Source organism: Dyadobacter sp. HNCC25DJ186 (genome assembly GCF_056895235.1).
Genome location: NZ_JBXHAS010000004.1, coordinates 346,051 through 369,782, shown reverse-complemented (window position 1 = coordinate 369,782; position 23,732 = coordinate 346,051). Strand labels below are relative to the sequence as shown.

Here is a 23,732-nt window from a genome sequence, read left to right as displayed (position 1 = left end):
TCCCTGGCAGAAAGAAACAGCCCTGGGCCATGCCTTTCCGGCTTCTGTTTATAAATCACTCGCTGCCACGGGTCCTCCTTTCCTTTGCTGGTTGGAAATATATATACCTACAATCGATAGGGTCAGAAAAAACAGATTAAAAAAGAAGTGCGTTTTAAATCCCATGTTTCGGATTAAATTGGAACAGGAACACGGAACTCTTCCAAAGACGTTCATCAGCACCAAACCAACATACCCGGTAAAAATTAGCATCAGTATAGTTGAACCGTACAAACCAATCGTGCGCGTAGAGCTAAAAACCAATAATACACTAACCAACAGCTCCGAGATTGGAATCAACCAAAGTAAGGGAGCGGCCGTCCAGCCCGGTATGGTCTGGTTAGCAAGCTGTCTGTGAAATTGATCCATATCCAGAAGTTTAGCAGCTGATGTGTAGAAAAACAAGATAATCAGCATAGCGGTAATTATCTGTATTAAGCATTTGGCGGAGGAGACAGAGATATTCATAGTATTATGGTTTGTTGAGCAATATCATTCCTTGACGCTTTGTTCGGGATCTTCGCATTCTTCAAGCTAACAGCATCTTAAAAAAGCACATAACTTCAGAGCAGGATATAAGATGGGAAATCTGGTCTGTTATTGACTTTAAATCGGTACATATTAGCGCTAATTGACTGCATTTTCTTCTCATACCGGATACTGTAACCGATTCTTTGGCATGAGTGGTTATTTCGATAGCGTTATTATGTTATTTTAATTACGACGTTGATTCAAAAATGCCAGTCCTTTTAATCTTCCTTATCCTGTTAATCTGTTTTAGCTAAAGATTTTACTATTCTAACGGTAGTGTATATATGTGGATCTTTATCCAGCTAAAAAACACCGGTACCGTTGCATATTTTTTTGTTTACTACTCCTTGCCCTTTATAATAGTCAAAGTAAAATACCGACATACGTCTCGTTGGTTGAACTGCTGCTTTCGCTTAATCTGGCTTATTTTTCTTTACGTTTCCCAATGCGACCATCATTGCGTACTCAGCCTCTAAGCTACCGTAAACCGGCTGACTCATCCTATATATGGTCAGCCTAAGACAAATTTGTGTTGGGGACCCCGTGAGATTATTAACTGTTAACAGGATGACCGAAACAAAGTTCATGACTAAAGATGAGATAGGACATACGGTTTTCCGACTAATTACATACGATTTTCCGGCATTGCATTGGAAAATATCATTTTTTATCGCGCTTACTCAGTTCGTTACTTCGCAATTAACCGACTAGGGGAAAAGCCATAATACAACTTAAATTGGCTGCTGAAACTGAATGGACTCCCGTAGCCAATATGTTCGGACACTTTTTGAACCGACATTTTATCCTGTGATAAAAGCTGAAACGCCAGATGCATCTTTGTCTGGTTTATATATTTCTTTAAACTGACACCAAAAGTATTTTTGAATGATCTGTTCAAGGCGTCAGGATGAATATTGAATTGTTGACTTATTTCAAAAACAGTTGGTAGAGGGCCATTTGTGAGCTGTGCTTCAATGAAATTCTTTACTGATACTACCTTTTCTAAAGCTTCTCCGGCCGGCTTGTTTTTGTATCTGGCTAACTGTTGTCCATAACGATTCAGGAGTTCAAATAAGGACATCTTAAGTGACAATGATCTCTGTTCAGGGTTAATGTTTTGTAGCATCATCATTATTTGAGCGATACTATCAATCGTAAAAAACGGGAATCTGTAGCAATCAGAAGAACCAATTCCGAAATGGCCCACTGCCCGAAAATCGAATGGTGCCATCTGTAACACACTATCCAGATATTTATTGTCAAAGATATATAGAAAGCATGTGCTCCACCCACTACTAATTACCAATTGGTATTTTCCCGGAGGTACATTAATTGCTCCGGCTTGACCTTGCTGTAATGTGAACAAGCCACCGGTTTCTTTATTTTCACAGATCACTGTCCCGCTAAACCCGTAATAAAATACTACACATGGCTTGTTAAATACTACCTCGATCTGTAAATCCTCGTTCAGGCGGCTTTCAAAAAGCTCTATCAGAAAGTCATATGTAACGACACGTTGCCTGATAATCATTCCTGTCGACCATTGCATTTGTTTGCAGTCTGCGTACCTGATCGGGTAAAGGCAGTCAACAGGCATTTTCCTTCCCGAGATTATTTTCGGAATAATTAAGGCAGGAAACTGTACGGTGTATACCTTTTTCATAACGATGGCTGATTGCTGATGATGGTCCCCTTTTACGCCAGGCGCTATCCATCACTGGAAACTTAACGCAATTGTTATTCTGTGCTGAAAAATATATTAGCATTGCTCAAAAATCGGCTACATAGCAATATTTTTTCAACGGATCATCTTGCGCCGCCTCGGTCCAGAAGTATGTAAATGTTATTTCTGAGGGATATTACTCAGTAATGCATGCTCTGACAGGATTTAGAACCATGTTTGAATGGACCTGAATTATTTCTTCAATCCGGGCGATTGCTTATCTCAAAGCTCGGACTATATAACAGCTTGTGCAAAATTTTTATACGAATGCAGCGATATTTTATACGAGTCGTCTTAATAGCTCATACAATCATGTACCCTATTCCCTACAATAAAATACCTTATTTAAGTACTGTTATAACTAAATCATGCCCATCATTAATCCCGCCAGCGCGAAATTTTACGACTTTATTTCTCAGATATAAATCTCAAATAGAAGGTTTTACTTGGAATTAAATGGATGCCTACGAATTTACGGGTGGCTCACACGCTGGGAGGAGTTGTATCTACATCACCATTGGTCTCTATCAATACCCGGTAAGCATCTTCTATAGTCTTTACATCCGGTCTTGCCAATATCTGTTTTATCCGGACTGTATCAATACGTTCTTCTTGAGAATAGCGCCAGTACAATCCCTTGGTTACGCATACGAGCCACCTGGCAGCCCTTCTGATTGATTTTATTGGAACCCCGGAATCAGATGTAGCTTCAAGTATATCAGCATACAGCTTCACCAGTTCGCCTTCTGAATTGTAACTGGATAGCTTTCTGAGCGGATTTATATCTTCATCTTGTTTGGACGATGTCAGAATATATTGATCATCATGAAATGGACTTGGTAACCTGCCCGTATCATACAAGATGTTGGCTGCTTCCCTGCGGTTAAGTTTTACAAGGTTCTCCGGTCTTATATCCAGCCCATCACCCAGAACTTTGATAATAATGTCCGGATCGCTGAGATCAAATTGTTCTTTGAAACAGTAATAAACCATCCGGTGCGGTTGAAAGGAATGATCAACTCCGTCAACCATTGCTTCTTGTTGCAGAGCGAACCGGTAATCACCTGTGTACTTATTATAGTTCCTGGCAATAGCAGGAAACAAGATCATTTCTTTGAGAATCTGTAAACTACCGTTGCTGTTCCGGCTGTCGCGTGGCAATCTCTTTACTCTGCCATGATTTGAGATGCTAAAATAAATTTCCAGGCCAGGGACCAGATGCCATTCTTCCCCCGGACGGTCGCCCAGGCTTTTGTCTCGATGAGCAGGCGGGCGGGGCATATTCTTTTCACTATTCTTGTTCATAGTTTTGGTTTTGTTTACCTGGAATATCAAGTTTGCCGGTATGCAGCCCTAATTTCCAGCGGAAACCGCTTTTACTGATTGTCCCTTGCCGTGCATGACTCATGATACTACTGTGATTCTCACTAGAAACGCGGGCAGCCTCCGAAACGGCCAGGAACTGCGCCAGAGGGTTTCCGTGCTTATCAAATTGAGTGATGCGCATGCCACGACTCTCCTTATAGTCTCTTATCGGTCGCTGTGAAAGTGTTGTGAACGGGCTGTCTCCATTTCGCCAGAACTTACCGTCTACCAGGATGTAAGGCTTCTTTGCAGCAATTGACAGCCTGCTATTTGAAAAACCTGTGGCTCTGGCTGCTTCTGAAATACTGGCATATGTGTCTATTAGTTTACCCGAAGCATCATAGCAGGATATTTTTTTTGAAGTCACCGCTTTGGATGCCGACGTAGAAGCGTGACGATATGAGGGATCATACTCGTAGGTTGCTTTTTGCCTGCCGAGTTCGTATGTGCGTCTGGTCTGCTCATACCAATTCGTTTTCCTAAGGAACTGTGGCCTTATATCCAGTCCGTTATCCTGCTCTGATGTGATTACGATTTTTGCATCACTTAGATCAAAAGGCTCTACGAAGCAGTAGTAAACCATGCGTTGGACCTGAAAGGAATAATAGACCGCGTCGATTTTTGCTTGTATCTGAAATCTGTACCTGAAATCGCCCTTAATCTTATTTTCACTTTTGTTAATAGCTGGGAGTTTAATTTTGGCAGCGGTTGTAAATTTTCTTCCAAGTTGATCAAAAGATACACGTTCCAGCCGTTTCACCCGGCCGTGGTTAGATACCATAAAGTATCCTTCCAGCCCGGGAATATCTTTCCAGATTTCACCAGGCCGATCTTTGAGGTTTTCGTCACGGTACGGTTTGATTTCAATTTTTTCCATTTCGCTCATCACCTAAGATATAATCAGCAAAACATAGTATATTAAAGTTAACTTAAAGATACTTAATATGCAAGGTGTCATATTCAAATCAATTAGAGGACGATCAAAATTCATATTTTCCTTATCGTTTGGAAACTTCAATATGTGAATTATAAAGACCCGACGCCGCGTAATGGAGTATACTTGGCTAAACTTGTAGAAATAGCTTAAACCCTGTCATTTATATCTTCATTATGAAACTTATTTTCAAAGGCATAACGCCGAGCTAAACTTATATGAAGTCTTTCAATCATACATTCAAAATGTTCTCCAAAATTTACGGTGGAACCTACGGTCATTGTGACAATGATCACTGGTTGAAAGATGGTTAGGGCTTTGAATACCAGGTGGATTTGTACTCATTTAGGCTGATCTATCCTAAAAATTACCGTTAAATCAATATCGTGCAAAATTAGGATCTCAGGTGAACGATTTAAGAGTATAGAAACCTATATTAGCTATAATTATTGTATGATTTTATAAAGCTAATATTAGCGAACAATGATATTAAGTATCGCCTGTTGGCTAAGTATCACCTCCTATAATGAAATACAACTTGTTGCCTCTAAAAAACAAATTATTGATTATTGGGATTATAATTGCCCTTTGCGTTGGCATATTTTTGCTGATGAAGAATGGCCAATCTCAGGAGGAAACCATTCTTTGTACGAGACTACCAAGGGTAAAGATCAAGGGGAGGCAGCCAGCGGCAGCACCTAATTATCGACTTCAATGGACAAACCATTTTATTATAAAAGTATATTTCTTTGATGGAAGTAATTCCCGAAAGAAAGCGGTGATCGATGTTGCAAAATCTTGGTCGAATATATGCGGGATAAAAATTGAGCAAACGAATTCGATTGACGATTCTCAGATCCGAATCACTTTTAAAAAAGGCGGTTATGCTTCTGCAATCGGAAGGGAATGCGTTCAAGATAAATATACGGATAAAGCAACAATGTTTCTCCAGGGACTAGATGGTAATATTAGTTCAGAAAAATTTAAACGAGTTGTCCTGCATGAATTTGGGCATGCGTTAGGATTAGAGCACGAATTAGCCCATCCCAGCGCAAAAATTCCTTGGGATAAACAAGCAGTTTATGATCACTATGAAAAAGAAGGATGGTCGAAATCCCTTGTTGATCAGGAAATTTTTCAAGTCTTAGTTCCTGATTCGAAAGAGTACCCAGAATTTGATTCCACATCAATTATGATATACGCTATCCCAGCAAGCCTAACTGGTGGTAAATATGAAATTTCATGGCCGAAAGCTTTATCAAAAAGCGATTCTGTCTTTATAAAACAATGGTACCCTCTTTAACCCAAATTGCATGAAAACCCTAATTTTATCTTTTGTTGTCTTGACAACTACTTGTTTCTGTTCAAATTGCCTAGCTCAAAAGAGTAAAGACCCAAATCCCACTGCAATACAGTTAGATTTTTCAAATCCTGAATCTTTTAAGGACCAAGTAAGGACAATAGGTTACAAAGAAAAAATCCAATATATTATAACAAATGTTAATCGAAAAATTTTTAAAGTAGAAGGTGTAAAAACCGAAACTGACTTTAATACTGCCTTACCATCTGCACTAACAGGAGTTAAGTTACCTGCATTCATAATATCAGAAAGAGCTCTTGGAATGCTTCCGACAAAGGATAAAGACAAAACACCCGAAGACGAGTTAGCTGAATTTTCTTCTAAACTAGACTTGATTCTCGAAGCGGCAAACAAAATAAATATGACAACTGAGTACTATAACAAACTTCAACAACTTTCGAAAAGTTGCGAAGTGTCCAGCACATCAATAAATAGCAAACTTGACAGTATTACGCAAATCTATACTACAGGTAAAGTAGTAAATGGAATAGCGACGCGAGAGCTACGGGCTAATTTTATAGAATCAATAGAGTCAAATTTGCGCTTGATTGAACAGGAAATGCCAAAATTAGAGACAATTCAAAAGTCGTATAAAATTAATTCTATCGCAGAAAACGATCAGATTAATAGCGATCAAAAGCTAAGATTGTTTAAAATAACAAATGAATTAAGTAAACCGAATCTAGGTCCTAAAAGAGTTGAAGAATTGACTATCACCAAAATCACTATTGAACAAAAACTGGAAAAATCCCGAAATAATTTATCGGTAATTTCCGAAAATATCGGTGGTATGGCTGCTGATATAAAAGAAACAAAGCAACTTCTTCAAGCACTGAAATCTTTTGTAACGGAAGGAAAATTGGATGCAATACTTAATCTATTTGACATTTTGAGCAATCCTAACAATTTTGAATTTAGCTCCGAAATTATGACAGCAAAAAAGGATATTACCATATATAAAATTACGGTAACCCCATTGGAATTACTTCCTTGTGCAAGTCCAGAGAAAAAAGAGATTGAGATAACTTTAAAGACAAAGGGGGGATTGAAACTTGATTTTAGCAGTGGAGCTTTTCTAAATTTTGGTAGCCAAGATTTCATGGGTAAAACCTTTTATTACAGAAATTTATCAGCAGACTCGCGTGAAATTGTAACCGCGCAAAGGGCCAATACGACAATGTTGTCTGTCGGAGGGTTGATCCATGCCTATGTTAGAACAGGATTTATAGTAAGTCCTGCTCTAAGTGCGGGAATAAGTACTACAGCTAAACTAGATGATCTGAATTTTCATCTGGGAGCCTCTATCCTCATAGGCAAAAAAAATAGATTAATCGTTACATATGGTATGACACTTAAATCCGTAAAGGTCTTGGATAGAAGTTTGAAGACAAACACTACTTACACAAAGCTTGAATCACCAGATGAAATTCCAACAGTTAGTATTTTTCCAAAAGCCGGTACATTTCTATCAATAACATACAATCTAAGCCAACTGAAAAAAGAATAATATTTATTTAGTTATTCAAGTCGATTTTACACGGATCTTTTGCAGCACATACGTGACGTTTCAAGTCATCCGTTGACCCACCAACTGTTCAGCTCGCCTATCGCTTATTTAAGACTTTCATAATAAGGTATATAGATGCTTATAAATTTCATTTATTTGACGAACATTTAACCATTGATTCTTACCAGATATCGCGTTAGGAATAATTGAGCTATTACGGTTAATGGAAATAATCGTATTATTTATGAGACCATCATTTCAATGTTATAAATTCTGTGAGTAGAATAAACCCACACACCCTTTAATATCAAAATTGATTTAGATTATGGAGGAACTGGATAGCACATATTTGGAAATTTATGAAAATTCGTGGAGGGAATTAAATCCGAGTTTAGATCCAAAATACAATCTGTTCGATTACAGCCGTTCAGAGTATTTTGACCTATACGACAATCTCTATAAATTTATTTACGATAATATTCAGCAGTCTGAAGGATTTAACATAAAACCGTTGTACTTTTTTTTTAACAACAGCGAAGAACTTGATGCAAAAGCAATAAGTAAGAGTCAGGCAATTATGATAAACCGAGGACTGATTGAAAAGTTAATAAGGTATTTTCATAGTTATTCAGATTTTCTGCAAGGCTTGCCGTATGAAGTACAACCAAATCTTATTAAAAGCTTGGACGTACCGGTATACTATTTAATTTTTCAATCGGTTGCCCAGTTTTTATATTATCATGAACTGGCACATATTATTCAATACTCTGAAAATGATGATAATAGAACATTTACAGAAAATCAAGCAACGGGTGAAAGCGATGAATACGATTTTGTAGGTCACATTATGGAAATGGATGCTGATGAGCTCGCAGCACACTACGTAGCCAATCATATTTCGGATTTGTGGATAAGAAAATTACCAAAAGAGGCACAAACAACTGATACACTTGGAATGCTGATATCATTATTTGGTGCAGGTGTTTATACTTTGTTTTACGTCCTTAAAAATGAAGATTTTCCGGATTACTACGAAGACGAACAAAGCCATCCACATCCAATAATACGTTTTAATGCCGTCATGCTAAAAGTTATTGGTACTTTCCAAATGTTTCATGATAAGTTAGGTTTGGAATTTGACAGAGTAGGAATACTAAGGCAGGCAAATGTAATAATGAGGCATATGATTAACGAAGAAGCATATCTCAAGTCAGAATCTATATCAAAAGGAAAGCTTCAAAATATCGCTGATTTCTTAAGAAATCAACAACAAGAGTTTAAAAAACGACCTTGGTTAGCCGGGAATAAACTGATGACCAAACAACGAGGAAAATAAAAGCATAACAGAAGTAAGATCCAGACTTCTCCAAAAATTGCGAAAAATCAGCATTTTTAAGATAGATGTAATTTCTGGATGCTTAAAGGGATATATTTACCGTTCGTCCCCGGTCCAACTTATGCTGTACTTTTTTGAAGTGGAATTGGAGTGAACCTTGGTTAATCCGAAGCAGGACGGTGTTGCAGCCGAGGTAATTTAGCAAGTCATATTGGTAGTCGCCACACGTTGCTGTCCCATAAATTTGCCGTTAATTGACACCGACAGTCAACAATGTTGATGATTTGGTCATCGAGGATTTTTTAATACCGTAGTATTTTGATCAGGCTTTTCCACAGAAGTAACTAGTTTTTCAGAAGCTGCTTGAGCCGGCCCTGATAAGCCTGCAAGTAATTTTTTTTTGTTGTTTCGTCCAGGAAAGATGCAAAGATTAACTGCTCCACTTGTTCGGACCCACTGAGCATACGTGAGATTATTCCTTCAAATACTTTCGAGTTGATTCGTGCTATCTCAGCTAGTAAAGTAAATTGCTGCATCACTGTGCCTTGGGCTAGTTTTTTGGGTAAAAGGCCGTCATCCAATGCAAAATCTTTATCGCGGATATGTATACGGCTGTTGAGCAAATCATAGGCTGGGCTCAAACGATAGTCTCCCTGATCGGTTTCGAGCAATGAGAAGTTTTTGAAATGCGCGTCACCGTTAGAGAATAAATAGTTAAATATTAATGTGCGGAGCAATTTTGGTGATTCGACTGTGTAAGCAGGAACATACTTTTGCATCAGCTCAAAAATATCCAGGTAACTTCCTAAGTATTTATAGTGCTCTCCATGGGTTTGGGGCGTACGTCCCGCCAGTGATGCAAAATCATCCTGAGCACGTTTCCTGCCATCTGCGTGTCTATCGAACCGCTTAGTAATGTAGGCCCGGGCTCCGTCCGCAAAAAAGATCAATGCGTTCTCTGCTGTTTCGATACCGTAAACCTGCCTTGCGATCTGCATAGTCAGATGCTCATTGGCCGGCATTTGATCCGGCCTGCGGCCAGAGGCTGGTATCGGCTTTAAAATATAATTACCTTGCTCGCCTTCTTCGATCAATCGCAATTTATTCTTATCAAGGATTACCGAAAATTTTTCCTGAACACCCGATATTGACATCCGCTTGAGGTTTTCTTCAAAAAGTTCATCGGTGTCTTGATTGGTCGCCGGTGAATCATACCTCAGAATATGGCTTACGCGCTTGCCATCGAAGACCCGCTTCAGGCAATTCTTACTATAAGTGTCGTAGCCAGCCGCCAATGTACCTGGGCAAAATTGAATATCTGGTAAGTTCATTACTTCTCGATTTTAATAATTGTCACAGCTCCAATCGTGTCGCTTTTTGCAATCGTGAGCAGCAGGCCAAAGTAGTCGTTTCGATCTATACGGTTTAGGTGACAGACCACTTGTTTATTGGAGCCTTCCGGCAACATGTTATAGAAAAAAGGAAACAGGTATGGAGACTGATAGGGCTCAATCTTTTTTGGTAAAGTCAAACTGACAGGAGGTTTCGAACTGTCTTCTACCCATTCTTTGTGGTAGTGAAATTCAAATGCACCGTTGTTATCCTGCAATAGGATACCGGCCTCTTCTCCTCTAAAAAGAACCTTTGCACCTCTCATGGGTTAATGTTTTTTTTTACGCTTAAGATGATTTCAAGGCCTAGGGCATCACATAGTTTCTTCAATGTTGATAAAGTAGGATTGCCTTTGCCAGACTCAAATTTTTTCAAAGCGCCCAGTGCTACACCAGATAAGTCTGATAGCGCGTTTTGCGTAACCTTTAATGATTCTCGCCTTGCTTTGATCGCCTCAATGATAGATGCAAAGTCCATTATAATGTTCTTTTTAAGGTAAAGGTACGGATTTTATTACAAATAATACATAAAAAGTATGTTATAATATACTTTTTATAGGACAAGCTGATGAGAGTTGAAGCATTGGATAAAAAAGTACACTAAAATATACTTCCACCAATGATCCAAGTTTAGAATCTAAAATATAATTAGAAAAGTACATGATAGTGTACTTTGTCATTGCAATGGAGCAGGTAATACACGACCGAGAGGTCAATTTCTATATGGTCAATACAGGTACAGGATTTACTGAAAGTAGTTTGACTATCCCTTTTTTACTTACCAGTTTGGCGTAACAGATATGCAAGTGCAGTTTGTCTGGCGGCTGTGTTCTGTTTATTGACGGCCATAGCCAGTGCTTTTCTGGTCCCAACAAAAACGACCAGTTTTTTCGCTCTTGTAATTCCGGTGTAAACTAGATTTCGAAACAGCATGCCAAAATGCTGGGTGACCAGAGGAATGATAACGGTTTCAAACTCACTGCCCTGTGATTTATGGATGGTAATGGCATAGGCCAGATCCAGCTCCAGCAGGTTTTCCCTCGAATAAATAACCTCCTTAACCAGTTGGCCGGCCTTGAACTGTACACCCAGTTCCATGACCTCATTATCAACGTGGGTAATTACACCAATATCGCCATTAAAGACGTTCAGATCGTAGTTGTTGCGCTTCTGGATTACGCGATCCCCATCCCGGAAAATACGTCCTGCGACGGTAAGCTGAGCTTTTCCTGTGCCAGACGGATTAATCTTTTCTTGAATTGCCTTGTTTAAATTTGCCGTCCCAAGGGACCCTTTGGTCATTGGAGACAGAATTTGTATTTCTGTTTCGTTCCCATAGTATTTGGGAATGATTCCCTGATATAGCTTTTCAACCATATCTACAGCAGCATATCCATAACGTAAAGAGGACCACGGATGAACACGGCCCAGTACTTCTTTCAATTCGTCCGTTTGGGTACGCGCCTGCATCAAAGCTTCCAGGTCCACGTGGCTGAATTTTGCAGGAATAACCAAACCATTATCCTGCTGGTAGGGATCTAAGTTAGTATTTTCAGCGCCAGGTTTACTAACTGTTTCAGCAGCCAGACGCTTTACCTTGGATATAAACCGGAGCTGCTCTGTGGTAGCTTCTTCGGAATCTATGAAAAGGCAGTCCATTTTTTCCTTCCAGGCCGCAGGCATATGAAACGGAGAGGTGATCCGGGGCACTTCGCCTCTGTTGATCTGATGGGCATAAGAAATAATTAAGGATTCCTGCGCCTGCCGAAATACCTTCGTGAGCCTCAGGCAGGGAATGGTCTGGGAAGCAATGATATCTTTCAGTACATTGCCTGCCCCAACAGCCGGCAGCTGGTCTGCGTCACCGATAAGGACAACTTGCATATGATCGGCTACGGCCCGAAGTAAGGCGGCTGTCAGATGCACATCAAGCATCGAACATTCGTCGACAATCAATACATCGGTTTCAAGCGGGTTATCTTCTTTTCTTTTGAAACCTCCTTTAACCGGGTCTACTTCCAACAATCTGTGTATGGTCTTTGCTTCCAGGCCAATGACCTCACTCATACGCTGTGCCGCCCGACCGGTAGGTGCGGCCAGCAGTACCTCCTTATTCATCATCTGAAGTACACCGACCAAAGCCCTGGTGGTAGTGGTCTTGCCACAGCCTGGCCCACCAGTAAGGACAGAAACCCGTTCACGGGCTATTTTATTAACACTTTGACTTTGTTCTACGCTTAAAGTAATCTGGTGTTGTTCACAAAAACTAATCAGCTCCTTTTGAATGTTTTTCTCACGATCTGAAAGCGGTCTACTGGCCATTTCTTTAAGCCGGGTGGCAATGTACTGCTCATCGTAGTATAATGAATGCGCATAGTAACAGAGTTGTTCTTTTCCCTGCTGGTCGGGCAACAGTCTGGTTTTAAGCTCTTCGTTTTTTTGAAGTTCATGTAGCATCACTTCAACGGGGGCGGAGTCAGTCAAAGACAACAATTCCGTAACGGCGGGCAGGATCTGCTCCAAGGTCAGATAGCAGTGTCCCTCTTCACGAGCATTTTGCAGAACATGTTCGATGCCGGCCTTGATACGTTCCGGCGAGTCAGCGGCCAGGCCTAAACTAAGCGCGACCTGATCAGCAGATAAAAACCCAATTCCGTATATATCGGCAGCCAGCCGATAGGGATTGTTCTGGACAATCCCGATTGCATCATTACCGTAGACCTTATAAATTTTGACCGCAAACAGCGTTGAGATATTATGTGCCTGCAAAAACATCATCACATTACGGATCTCTTTGTGCTCTGTCCATGCTTTGCTGATCATTTCCAGTTTCAAAAGCGCAATGCCTTCTACCTGTGTGAGGCTTTCGATGTTGTTTTCAAATACATCCAGTGTCTTTTCTCCAAAATGCTTCACAATTCTTTTGGCCGTCACCGGACCTACTCCTTTGATTAGTCCTGAGCCCAGATACTTCTCAAGGGCACTCGCGGTCGCGGGCTTTCTCTCAGTAACTCTACTGGCTTTGAACTGGAGTCCGTAACTTGGATGTGTAACCCATTCACCGTAGAAATCCATTGTGGCCCCGGCAAAAACTTTTGACTGATGCACAACAACCGTGAGTTCCTCGTTTGGTCTTTGCGCACTGGCTACTTTCAGTATTGAATAGCCGGTTTCCAAACTATGGAACGTGATGCGTATTACAATACCTGAGAGTTTTTCGAGTTGAGTTGTCGTTGAGTAGTCTATCGCAGCCATATTCCTAGATTCTTATATCCAAAGATATGTACAATAACGGTATATGAGCCAGTTTTCAGGATTCTCTATTCCCGGGTTTGCACTTATAGCAGCCTGACTTTTCTAATCTTTCAATTTTCGCATCACTAGATAAATCTATCCTGATATTTCTCGGTAATGAGCATTGTTAAATATATAAGCACCTTTAATTACAATTCTATATTACGCCAAAACTTAATATTTTGATTGGAACAAGAATTCAGTCATAAATTAAAAGGAGAATTGACCTTATAAATTGATTCGTTGGAGAACTACATTGGAATAAACGCTTTAAAAGCTGATCAAAATTTCTTATTTTTACTAAGCAAAAGAGTCGCTTTCGCAGATATAAAACAGGCATTTTTGAAATTAAAAAACCACCAAATTGCATAAATAAACGAATATTAAATGTAATTTAACTAATAAAAATCACCAAAATCTATCAAAGTTAATTTTGTAACAAATTGATAGTCTGGATGATACATTTAAAAGTTCGGCGTCATTCGTGTAGTAGGTATAAATAGGAGGTTTCAAACAGCTCATAGTGAGCGGGTTGCAAGCAAAGTTCGAGACCCGTCTCCCTCCCAGGTTTTAAAAGGTCCCTTTTGGGACTTTTTTTGTGGGTTGAAGCGGAGGTTGTGGTCAATATGCACAGCTGGTAACTGGGTGATCATCGTTTTGTCCTAGTGCCATTTCGGAATAGCTGCCATGGTCACACCCGTCAAATATAAAATTGCAGCTCAGTGAAAATAATTTTAAGCTTGACTTTTATGGTTGCGGAAGATAACAGTCGGGCATGACGTTATCAGAATACCTTACCGCCAAGAACATAAGCGCAGCTTCATTCGCGAAAAACACGCTTCCAACGTCTACTGAATTATGCGAGGTGTACAACTTGATTACAGATGGGCAGTTCGCGTATTTAGCGAGCCACAAAGGGTAAGGTCAAAGTAAAAGACCTAATTAACGCTTGATGTTAATCGTCATACCTTTCCCGCCCAGCGGAAACAAACTATTCCCAACGAGCAGAAGCGGACACAGATTTCCAAGCGCAGGATATAAGAAGTGGTTAGCGAAGTATCCACAATTAAACACGGCAGGAATATCATACAAAGTCCACATCCATTATACATTCGCGTGGCCTTGCAGCCGGAAGCGTGACGGACAATCATACTTCAAAGCCGTTACGGATTATCTCGTAAGCCAAGGTGTGATTGCAGACGATAATTACGATATCGTTGACAGTAAGAGTTGGAGCCATTTAGGAATCGACCGACAGAACCCCCGTGTAGAGATCAGGATTGCAAAGAAATGACCACGAAAGAAGTGAATTACGGTCATGCTATACGTGCAGAACATAAGCGTAGCAGTAACGGGATGCGCCGCAGACAACAATTTCAAAAATATATTCCAACAAACGAGTAGATTGCCAATTATATGAAACTGAGGGCATTCAGATTGATGCGTCATGGTGCATCTGGAAATCAGCGAGTTGCGATAATTTTAAAGAATTTGGAACTAAATGAAAAGTTTTATTTTTTGTAAACTTTTTAACAACCTTTTTAGGTTAACTCGCTTATTATGAGATTATTAAAAATTATTGTTGTAAACATTTCTAAAACTAAACACCGAATGATTTTGATTTAAATTATCTTTGTAGTGCTCCAAGCCAGAGCTGGTAGGAAAAGAAAAGAAGTTAGCCGCCGACGCCACATCATTGACTAACTCCCTCCACGTGATTAACATTAACATATAAAAGATTATGAAGAAGTTCATTCTTCTTTTGCTGCAACATTGGCAGCTGTCTTCTACAGTTGATAAGAACAAGATGATCATCAACACTCAGTTGATTGCACTTCAAGCTCTTATTATTTGGAAATCATTAATGTGATGTTGTAGCATCTTTTAATGATCTGGTTTGTTCTTCTATGTTTCAAGTGCTATGTCAGCTTCTGGTGTAGCACTTGTCTTTTATCATCAGTTTGTATAGCTGTATACAAAGTTAGTAGTTATGATTGTAATGTTTGTAATTACAAGTAATTATTTGTAGTTTTTAGTACTCTTTTGTTTGTTTTAATCTTCATTTGTTGGTTCTAGTACTTCTCTGTAAGTTTCTATTGACTATTTCCTGCTGTATCTGCAGCAACAGTTTGTAATACTTTACAATGCTATGATTAATCTGCTGGTACTAGCCCACTTCCTGTAACTTCTGCAATCAATTACCTGCTGTAGCTTTAATGTTTATTGTAGTAGCGTTAATGTATTGCAGTTGCTTTGTTACTTCTCTTATATTATTTACCATTATAACGCATCGGCTTGAAACAACAAGTACCCAAAGTGGTCATATCCACCTTGGGTACTTAATCTGCCTTATTTATTTTTATCTTCTACATGCTTCCAAAAAGTGTATTCCAAATATCGTAAGCGAATATTTCCCGGAATTTTCAATAATCTTTTCCTTTGTACTTTCAGCATCTCTGGTATAATCCCTGGCCCTAACTGTCTGTGGTACTTCTTTCACCAGACTTAATCTCTCAAGATTTCGCATCACTGCGTCACCATCTGATGTATGCTGCATAAATAGTTCAAACGAGACAACTTCACCGTTTTCTTCGCTCAGCTGTTGAAGAATATTGACTTCCTGTGATGAAAGCTGTTTTAATATTCCGGGGTAAACGGTAATACGTAGTGTTTGTTCACTGTCGATTTAATTAACAATCAGGTTTGCCCACATATCCTGTAAAGTTTCATCGTCTTCGAGTGAAATACCTTCCAAAAGCGGAAACAGAACTTTTGAGGAAATCTCTTTCGGTGTGACGTTTTCTTCTATCATTATAGTTTTGACTTTATGTACAACGACCTGCCTGTTGTACTGCAAAACTTTTCGTTTGTCCTCTAACCAATCTCCCAGCATGCCACCCGTTTGTTCGACTGCCGGGCCAAAAGCCTTTTCCAGCCATCCATTGGTAATTTTCATTCCTTCTTTAATCAGTTCGACCTCGTCTGGTGTCATGGTGGTAAAATTTGTTGCAAGTACAAATTTAGAAAAATAGATTCCAGTTAACATTTTTATTGACAGGCGGTTGCGTACTGCTATTCTCTGGTCATAACGGAGTATATAAGATATCCTTTACCAGTTTCCTAACCGTTATTCGTAGTTTTTAAACTAGGAATCTGGATACTTTACCGTTTTTAACGGTTTGAAGCCCGTATAATGACAACACGGCCTGTCGTCTTTTTAAATTAGCATTAAAAATCGTTCTTTGTTTCTTATTAATCTTACGGTAAAAACTAAGGTATTTTTTATAATTTGCCATGAAAAACGAATCAGTGAACACTCTCAGCAGTTGGAAAGTTGGAGTACATTAGACTGATCATATATGCAGCTCAAAAACCGACCCTTTAACAGATAAAAAAGTGCAAACAGACGAATACACCCGAACTCTTGTCACAAAACTTTTGGAAAAACTTTACGATAAACAGGCACCACTTAGTTTAATAATAAATGATTGCAAACGTATTGCAAGCCTGAGAGGTGATTATCTTAACTTAATTTGGCTGGATTTGGAATCAACAAAACTTGATAAAACAAGTCTAAACGTACCATTCTCAAAATATTCAACTAAATTTAGTAAAGACGTGCTTGGGGATTTAGAAAAGAAGTTTTTTTCCGAGTGGATGCGCGAACGCGAGATAATTCTAATTGATTCAGATGGAACAATAAACAGCAAAGAGCCTAAAATACTGATTTATTCCGTAAATGAAATCGAAGCCGAATTAAATAGCAGCAGAGAGAAGCGTGCTGACGCGACAAATACTTCTGGTATGCACCAATTAGATAAATATTATATTGAAACAGAGAAATCAAAAACAAATAACTTTTTGATTGATTACGAAAACGGAATATTGAAAATACTCTCTAGAATCAAAAATAGAGTACATGAATATCTAACATCTGTTGAGCTGGATTTGATTAGAGGAAAAAACCTATCATCTTATTTCGACAGTACAAAAAGCTTAGTAGATCAATATCTAGTTAACCTTTCACCACAATTCAACGATAAAATTAAAAGTCTGGATGAAAGACTAAACGATGGAACAGAAATTTCATATTCACAGGCGCTTCTCACAATCAGAGTAATGATAAAAGATTTCGCGGATTTCATTTATCCCGCAACGAATAAGCCAGTCCAATGTAGTGACGGTAAATTAAGAATTTTAACCGACGAAAAGTACGTATCTAGAATTTGGCAGTATATTTTTGAACAATTTAAAGTAACAAGCTCGACATCATTTGAAATTGTCAAGGAGCAAATTGGTGATTTAGGAAAACGCATAGATTTGGTGTATCAAAAATCTTGTAAAGGAGTTCATAGAAGCGTAAACTCACTTGAAACCTATCAGTGTATAATTTTATTCTATGTGAGCCTTGGAGATATCATTAGACTTTCTAGCTCCTAGAATCCTGAAAATCGGCTCTGCCGTCAATATTATTGAAAGAGACGGCTTGATTTGTACTCTGGTCTTGGTTCGCAAATACCTGTTTTAATTCCATAGCTCGTGTCTTCACAAGACTGTAACCAATGCTGCCACGTCTTGCCAAATCATCCAAACCTATGGTACACCGCCCAACCTTATTTTTTCGGAGCTGTTGAATAGTCAGAGACCTTATTTCAGTATATTAGGCGTAAGTTGTTCAATTGTGCCAATCCGACACTGAACAACCTACGCCTAATGCATTACCTCATTCGCTTCTCAGTGACGTTACCGGATTCATCAACGCTGATTTTATGGATTGGTAGCTGATGGTAAGCGCAACAATAAAAAAGGCAATGAACCCAGCCAGAACAAAAATCCAGAAACTGATCTCCACCCGGTAAGCGAAACCTTCTAGCCATCGGTTCATCACGTACCACGCCACGGGAGTCGCAATCAGAATGGCTATGATAACCAATTTAATAAAGTCGCTGGAAAGCAACAGGACGATGGTGCGGAAATCTGCTCCCAAAACTTTCCGGATACCGATTTCTTTTGTGCGCTGCTCTGCCATGTACGTTGCCAGTCCGAGCAGTCCCAGACATGCAATGGCTATGGCCAGGCAGGAAAATGTGGTAAACAACTTTCTGAAAATAAAATCATCTTTATACTGGCGGTTAAAATCTTCATCCAGAAAACTATAAAGGAAAGGTCTGTGCGGTTCTAATTCACTCCACACGGCATTAACCTGCTGAATCGTTTTTGTCAGATCTTCTGTCTTCACTTTGATGGACAGATACCGGCTTGCATAAGCCTGGAAAGGCAGGGTGAGCGGTTCGATTTTCTGATGCAGCGAAGTGAAATTAAAATCTTTCACGACCCCGATCACAACACCTGATCTTCCCCACTGACTGAATTTTTTACCCACGATTTCCTCGGGATTTTTATATCCGTATTGTTTTGCTGCTGCTTCATTAATAACCAATGAACTGCTGGAGTCCGCAGGAAAATCTCTGGAGTATGATCTTCCCGCAACGAGCTCTAAGCCAAAATGAGGTATAAAGTCTATCCCCACCTCAAAAATGGGTTGTCCCATCATTTTCATTTCGCCATCCTTTGTTTCTATCTCGGTGCCGGCATGCGGGAAAAAGCTTCCGGGAACACTTCGTGAAAAAGCGGCTGAAACAATAGATGGGTTTTCTTCCAGCTTTGTCTTTAAAAGCTGCGACTTAGCATTCACGGCCTCATCGTAGTTGTAGTCAATCACCAGCATACTTTCTTTATCGAATCCTAAATCTTTATCCAGCAAATGATTCATTTGTGTATAGACGATAATGGTTACCGCGATGAGCAGTATGGAAAGACTGAATTGAAAAACCACCAATCCTCTTCTCAGATTTACACCTCCTGCTGACTTGGTCATACCTTTCAACACATGCACCGGACTAAATCCCGAAAGAACCAGTGCCGGATAAGAACCCGCCACAAAAGCGATTAATAGCATGGCTCCCAAAATGATGGGAATACTTTTCCAATGGATTAAAATACCTGGTTCAAATTCTTTTCCGGTTAAGCCTGTCATAAAAGGTAACGAGATCACCACCATAATTACAGCCGTGATCATCGATAGCGAAACGATAACAAAAGATTCGCCCAAAAACTGAGAGATTAAACTGCTTCTGGCAGCACCAATGGATTTCCGGATGCCGACCTCTTTGCTGCGTTCCATGGAACGGGCGGTGGATAAGTTCATAAAGTTGATCATGGCAATGACCAGGATGAACACCCCAATGATAGAGAAGATATACATATTTGATAAACTTCCGGTTTCTCCCGGCTGACGATCCGCATCAGATTTTAAGTAGACGTCGTTCAGCGATTCCAACTCTAAAAGATATCTTGTTTTCGGATCCTTGAGTTGCCGCTTTACAAATTCAGGCAGTTTTTGTTTAAAAGCAGCTTCATCGAATTTTTCGTTTACCAGGAAGTAGGTGTAGAAATCAGCATAGTCCCACATTTCGAAGACTTCCGGAATCGATTTTTTAAACGTACTCAAAGATAGGATGGCATTGAATTTAAAGTGAGAATTACTAGGAAGGTCGGCCATGATACCGGTCACGATGTATTGCCCGGCATTCGCTCTTCCCGGCGAATCGCTGCCTTTCAGCGTTTTACCCAGTGCATTTTCATTGCCAAAATATTTCCGGGCCGTGCTCTCTGTCAGTACAATGCTATAGGGATTTACCAATGCGGTTTTAGGATCACCCTGCAACAAATCCCAGCTGAATACATCAAACACGGTGGAATCCATGAAGAATATGCCATTCTCCTGATACTTTTTATCGTCGTTAGTCAGCAGGATATCGGCCCTGCCGGAAAACTGAACTACTTTTTCTATTTCAGGGAAGTCATTTTTAAGTGCCGGCCCGACAGGGGCATTTCCCCAAACCCAGGAAGGGCCTTCTTTTGACAGATTTCGGGGATCTTCGGAGACTCTGTTTCCATGCGTGACGCGGTAGATCCGATCACGCTTGCTATGATACGTATCGTAGGAAAGCTCACTTTGTACAAACGTAAAAATCAGGAAGCAGCAGGCAATGCCTACCCCCAAGCCAAGAATATTAATGGCCGAATAGGCTTTCTTTTTAATCAGATTTCTCCAGGCAATCAGAAAATAATTTTTATACATGGCATAAGGTGTAAAGGTGTAAGATGATTTAAAATTTCTTAATAAGGCCGGGCGAAGCAGCTTGAACATTTCCCATGTATAAATTCGTTTTGCTTTCCTTACAGAATACTGATGAAGATTATCCTGAAAAATCTCCTCCATATCTCCTTCGATTTCTTCCAGATATTCCGTCCGTAAAAAAAAACGCATCAAACGCAATGGCCATTTCGGCGGTTGAATAAACTCAGGCGCACTCATATCATTTTCAAGTCAGAGGCTGTCAAAGGAATTGATCTCCACAGATCTGCACGTATTGCCCTCATTTCTTCCAACACTTTAAGCGCGTGAGAAGTGGTATAGTAAATGCGTTTGCGTTTACCTCCTCTTTTCAAAGTCGCTTCGCCAAAGGCTGAGGTGAGAAAGCCCTTTTCTTCCATTCTTTTCAATGCCGATTGAATGGATCCTACACTTAATTTTTCTTTCAAACGTGTTTCCAGCTCCCGTTTTATCTCCACTCCGTACGCGTCGTGCTGCAAGGCGGCTACTGTTAGCAATACAAGTTCTTCAAACTCTCCCAGTTTAGTCTTCTTCATAATCTGCTATTATTCGTAATTGCAGTTAATATAACTACTTTATTTTATTCTTGATTGCAGTAGATATAAATTAAAACTAGATTTCGATTCCAGTGTACTGAATATCAATATTTTAAATTTTTAAAAATATTGAGTTTACAAATGGAATGATGGTGATGTTAGGGGTTTTTATTTAGCGTAGTTTGCAGGAAAGTTGGCGTCCATGTCCGAACTAAAAATCACATGCTGGGACCAAGCTACATATCTTTTGACAGTGCATTGTCTTACTATGGACTGATCCCCGAATGTATTTGAAATAGCATCCGCAACGACAAAAGCGTCCCGGCAATTCGATACCGTGATAGGGACATTCAGCTTTACACGGCTACCGCTGCCTTATTTTAGCTTCGGTATCCGCCAGCTACTAATCGCAGACAAGCAAAACATTCTTAGTGCATTACCAGAGAAAGCATTGTTTGACAAAGTAATAGCCACAGCCGGTGTGAAACTGCGAAGTAAAAGTGCGGCCGGTGAATATCTGTTGGATAATTTGAGAATGGATGCAGAATCATTGAAGCAGTTGGATGTTCAAACAATGGAAAGGTGGATTGAAGGTTCGCCTAAACAGGAAAGTTTGAAATGGTGATTAAACTGATCAGCGCATTATGATTAGGGATTGACTTAAAGAGTATCACCCTTCCAGTGACTTAAACTTAGTTTTATCGTGATCTCCCGTTAAAGTTTTTAATTCTGCAAGGATCGCAACAAGAGGATTACTTTCGAAATCATTTTCCCAAGCATTAAAATTCAAGGTTTCAAAATCATTTTTTGCCAGATGTTTCTGCCACATTTTAACAAAGGTGGTTTTCCCCGTTCCCCATTCGTTATTGATTGCGAGTACAAATCCATCTGCATAATTGTTGACAATACTGGTCAAAACGTGAGCGTATTTTTCTCTGTCCAATTTGCAATTAGCAAACGGAGCCTCTTGATTAATTATTAAATCGTTGTGTTTGATTTGCATTGGTTCTGTTTAAAGATATGAAGATTCGGTAAAGTTGAGTTTTAGTTTAGATTTATAGGCAAAATCTAAACTAAAAAAATCCTTAGTTTAGATTTAGGGGTAAAATCTAAACTAAGAAATCGCTTAGTTTAGATTTGGGGTCAAAAACTAAACTAAGGAAAAGTTAAGTTTAGTTTTTTGATGGATTTTTCCTTTAAACCCAAACGCAGAACTTAGGCAATAAAAAACTAGTTGAAACCCGCGCTTTCAAAAGTTTACTTTTCAAGAATGGAAAGTAAAAACTTTATGACGGCCTAAGCGAAAGATTCGGGTTGGCAGAGGGATTGCTGATCAAGGATGGTAAAATAATTGTCGGGTTAGATAACAGGGGTAAGCGCCTCAATATTAAATTTTTGAATGAGAACAAGGTACATATTCTCTCAGAATTATCTGCAAATGAAAGTGACCTGGAGGCTTCTAATTTCAAAGATACTAATGACCCGATCCTATTTGTTTTTGAGGATTCAGGAACCTTTATTGACTGATAAAAGCGCCTTACAGGATCAGCGCAATTTTCAGGATAACACTTGTGGATAGCTGAAAGTAACTCATCATGACCATGTAAGGATGGTTTGATAAAACGCAGCCAGTAACCTTCAACGTTCCTTTCAGCTCATAAAATTTGCCCGGAAACCCGATGGTGACTGGCCCGTTTTGGCCATAAATAACCTGCTGAAATAGGCAGGGTCATTGTAACCAAGGTCATAGGCAATTTCTTTTGCTGTCAGGGAAGTATGCACCAATAACCGTTTTGCTTCCAGTAAAATCCGGTTTTTGATTACTTCATTCGGTTGCGGTAGCCGTAGGCGGTTAAATTTATGTGTAATTGTTTTCGGTGCCATGCATAGAAAATCTGCGTAATCGGCGACCGTGTGTTTGGATTTGTAATGTTCTTCTACCAACCGGGTAAATTTGCGGAAAAATTCCAGATCAGTTTGTTCGTCAGTGACTTTGTTATCCAAATGCTGCTTTTTCCAGGAACGTGTAGCCCGGATCAACAGTTGTTTGAGGTAGGTCCGGACCATTTCTTCCAGAGAGCTGTCGTTGAGTTTAAATTCTTGTATCATTTCTTTAAACAGACATGCTAAAAAAGCATTTTCTTCTTCGGATACCTCCACTTTAGGCATGTTCCGGATATTATTGAACAACAGGCCGTCGCAGGCCACTTCCTGGTCATGTATTTGAATGCAATAGAAATCGCGGTTGTAGTAAATGAAGTAACCATTTTCGTGACCGGTCTTTTCTATTTCAAGGTACTGGTTTGGGCTAATAAAAAAAAGTGTTGGCTGATGCGTGTCATAACAGTCAAAATCCACTCTCAGCCTGTACCCGGCTGGCAGATAAAGAATCTTGATATATTGTTTATAATCTGGTCCGTTAATAGCATCCTTCAGATCCTGGCTTAGATGCAGTAAACCCAAAGTTTTTGAATTATTGTTGAATATGGTTGTACGCATGGCTATAAACGCAGAAAGTTAACTGATGTTTTTCTAT

18 protein-coding genes and 1 pseudogene are annotated in these 23,732 nt (G+C 39.6%); 6 read left to right on the top strand and 13 right to left on the bottom strand.

The genetic code is table 11. The annotated features are described in order from the left end of the window. Nucleotides 1–48: 48 nt before the first annotated feature. From AC1XUO_RS15330 to AC1XUO_RS15315, 4 genes are all read right to left on the bottom strand, one after another. Nucleotides 49–507, bottom strand: coding sequence for a MauE/DoxX family redox-associated membrane protein (locus tag AC1XUO_RS15330; protein ID WP_483330666.1), 459 nt, complete (start codon nt 505–507; stop codon nt 49–51). Nucleotides 508–1,258: 751 nt separating this feature from the next. Next, complete coding sequence (locus AC1XUO_RS15325; protein ID WP_483330665.1) at nt 1,259–2,233, bottom strand: helix-turn-helix domain-containing protein; 975 nt, start codon at nt 2,231–2,233, stop codon at nt 1,259–1,261. A 543-nt stretch (nt 2,234–2,776) separates the two neighbouring features. Then, nucleotides 2,777–3,598: an NUMOD4 domain-containing protein gene (locus tag AC1XUO_RS15320; RefSeq protein WP_483330664.1), complete on the bottom strand. Its 822-nt coding sequence runs from the start codon at nt 3,596–3,598 to the stop codon at nt 2,777–2,779. Beyond that, nucleotides 3,585–4,535: an NUMOD4 domain-containing protein gene (locus tag AC1XUO_RS15315; RefSeq protein WP_483330663.1), complete on the bottom strand. Its 951-nt coding sequence runs from the start codon at nt 4,533–4,535 to the stop codon at nt 3,585–3,587. The genes AC1XUO_RS15320 and AC1XUO_RS15315 overlap by 14 nt, the downstream gene beginning before the upstream one ends. A gap of 583 nt (nt 4,536–5,118) precedes the next feature. On the opposite strand from AC1XUO_RS15315, the gene AC1XUO_RS15310 reads away from it, so the two are divergent. From AC1XUO_RS15310 to AC1XUO_RS15300, 3 genes are all read left to right on the top strand, one after another. Beyond that, on the top strand, nt 5,119–5,895 hold the full coding sequence (locus AC1XUO_RS15310) for a zinc metalloprotease (RefSeq protein WP_483330662.1): 777 nt from the start codon (nt 5,119–5,121) through the stop codon (nt 5,893–5,895). A gap of 10 nt (nt 5,896–5,905) precedes the next feature. Then, nucleotides 5,906–7,459: a hypothetical protein gene (locus tag AC1XUO_RS15305; RefSeq protein WP_483330661.1), complete on the top strand. Its 1,554-nt coding sequence runs from the start codon at nt 5,906–5,908 to the stop codon at nt 7,457–7,459. A gap of 325 nt (nt 7,460–7,784) precedes the next feature. Next, a complete protein-coding gene (locus AC1XUO_RS15300; RefSeq protein WP_483330660.1) occupies nt 7,785–8,795 on the top strand; it encodes a hypothetical protein in 1,011 nt (336 codons plus the stop codon). A gap of 344 nt (nt 8,796–9,139) precedes the next feature. Here AC1XUO_RS15300 and AC1XUO_RS15295 read toward each other — a convergent pair whose 3' ends face one another. From AC1XUO_RS15295 to recD2, 4 genes are all read right to left on the bottom strand, one after another. Next, complete coding sequence (locus tag AC1XUO_RS15295; protein ID WP_483330659.1) at nt 9,140–10,126, bottom strand: HipA domain-containing protein; 987 nt, start codon at nt 10,124–10,126, stop codon at nt 9,140–9,142. Further along, the gene (locus AC1XUO_RS15290) at nt 10,126–10,452 is read right to left on the bottom strand and encodes a HipA N-terminal domain-containing protein (RefSeq protein WP_483330658.1); all 327 of its coding nucleotides are present in this window, start codon (nt 10,450–10,452) and stop codon (nt 10,126–10,128) included. The genes AC1XUO_RS15295 and AC1XUO_RS15290 overlap by 1 nt, the downstream gene beginning before the upstream one ends. Then, on the bottom strand, nt 10,449–10,664 hold the full coding sequence (locus tag AC1XUO_RS15285; RefSeq protein WP_483330657.1) for a helix-turn-helix domain-containing protein: 216 nt from the start codon (nt 10,662–10,664) through the stop codon (nt 10,449–10,451). The genes AC1XUO_RS15290 and AC1XUO_RS15285 overlap by 4 nt, the downstream gene beginning before the upstream one ends. A gap of 296 nt (nt 10,665–10,960) precedes the next feature. Beyond that, nucleotides 10,961–13,441: an SF1B family DNA helicase RecD2 gene (gene recD2 / locus AC1XUO_RS15280; RefSeq protein ID WP_483330656.1), complete on the bottom strand. Its 2,481-nt coding sequence runs from the start codon at nt 13,439–13,441 to the stop codon at nt 10,961–10,963. Between the two features lie 991 nt (nt 13,442–14,432). On the opposite strand from recD2, the gene AC1XUO_RS15275 reads away from it, so the two are divergent. Continuing rightward, complete coding sequence (locus AC1XUO_RS15275) at nt 14,433–14,774, top strand: RusA family crossover junction endodeoxyribonuclease (RefSeq protein ID WP_483330655.1); 342 nt, start codon at nt 14,433–14,435, stop codon at nt 14,772–14,774. A gap of 1,065 nt (nt 14,775–15,839) precedes the next feature. Here AC1XUO_RS15275 and AC1XUO_RS15270 read toward each other — a convergent pair. Then, a pseudogene (locus AC1XUO_RS15270) lies at nt 15,840–16,373 on the bottom strand (Abi-alpha family protein). Nucleotides 16,374–16,876: 503 nt separating this feature from the next. On the opposite strand from AC1XUO_RS15270, the gene AC1XUO_RS15265 reads away from it, so the two are divergent. Next, nucleotides 16,877–17,920 (top strand): hypothetical protein, encoded by a 1,044-nt coding sequence (locus AC1XUO_RS15265; RefSeq protein ID WP_483330654.1) that lies wholly within the window; start codon nt 16,877–16,879, stop codon nt 17,918–17,920. A gap of 283 nt (nt 17,921–18,203) precedes the next feature. Here AC1XUO_RS15265 and AC1XUO_RS15260 read toward each other — a convergent pair whose 3' ends face one another. Together AC1XUO_RS15260 and AC1XUO_RS15255 are read right to left on the bottom strand one after the other, a co-directional pair. Continuing rightward, entirely contained in the window at nt 18,204–20,861 is a 2,658-nt protein-coding gene (locus AC1XUO_RS15260) for an ABC transporter permease (protein WP_483330653.1), read from the bottom strand. Continuing rightward, a complete protein-coding gene (locus tag AC1XUO_RS15255) occupies nt 20,858–21,196 on the bottom strand; it encodes a PadR family transcriptional regulator (protein ID WP_483330652.1) in 339 nt (112 codons plus the stop codon). The genes AC1XUO_RS15260 and AC1XUO_RS15255 overlap by 4 nt, the downstream gene beginning before the upstream one ends. Before the next feature lie 337 nt (nt 21,197–21,533). Here AC1XUO_RS15255 and AC1XUO_RS15250 point away from each other — a divergent pair, with 337 nt between their 5' ends. Beyond that, the gene (locus tag AC1XUO_RS15250) at nt 21,534–21,821 is read left to right on the top strand and encodes a hypothetical protein (RefSeq protein WP_483330651.1); all 288 of its coding nucleotides are present in this window, start codon (nt 21,534–21,536) and stop codon (nt 21,819–21,821) included. A gap of 45 nt (nt 21,822–21,866) precedes the next feature. Here the strand turns inward: AC1XUO_RS15250 and AC1XUO_RS15245 are convergent, their stop codons facing one another. Both AC1XUO_RS15245 and AC1XUO_RS15240 read right to left on the bottom strand, forming a co-directional pair. Beyond that, on the bottom strand, nt 21,867–22,199 hold the full coding sequence (locus AC1XUO_RS15245) for a P-loop NTPase fold protein (RefSeq protein WP_483330650.1): 333 nt from the start codon (nt 22,197–22,199) through the stop codon (nt 21,867–21,869). Nucleotides 22,200–22,846: 647 nt separating this feature from the next. After that, on the bottom strand, nt 22,847–23,695 hold the full coding sequence (locus AC1XUO_RS15240) for a helix-turn-helix domain-containing protein (RefSeq protein WP_483330649.1): 849 nt from the start codon (nt 23,693–23,695) through the stop codon (nt 22,847–22,849). Between the last annotated feature and the right edge of the window lie 37 nt (nt 23,696–23,732).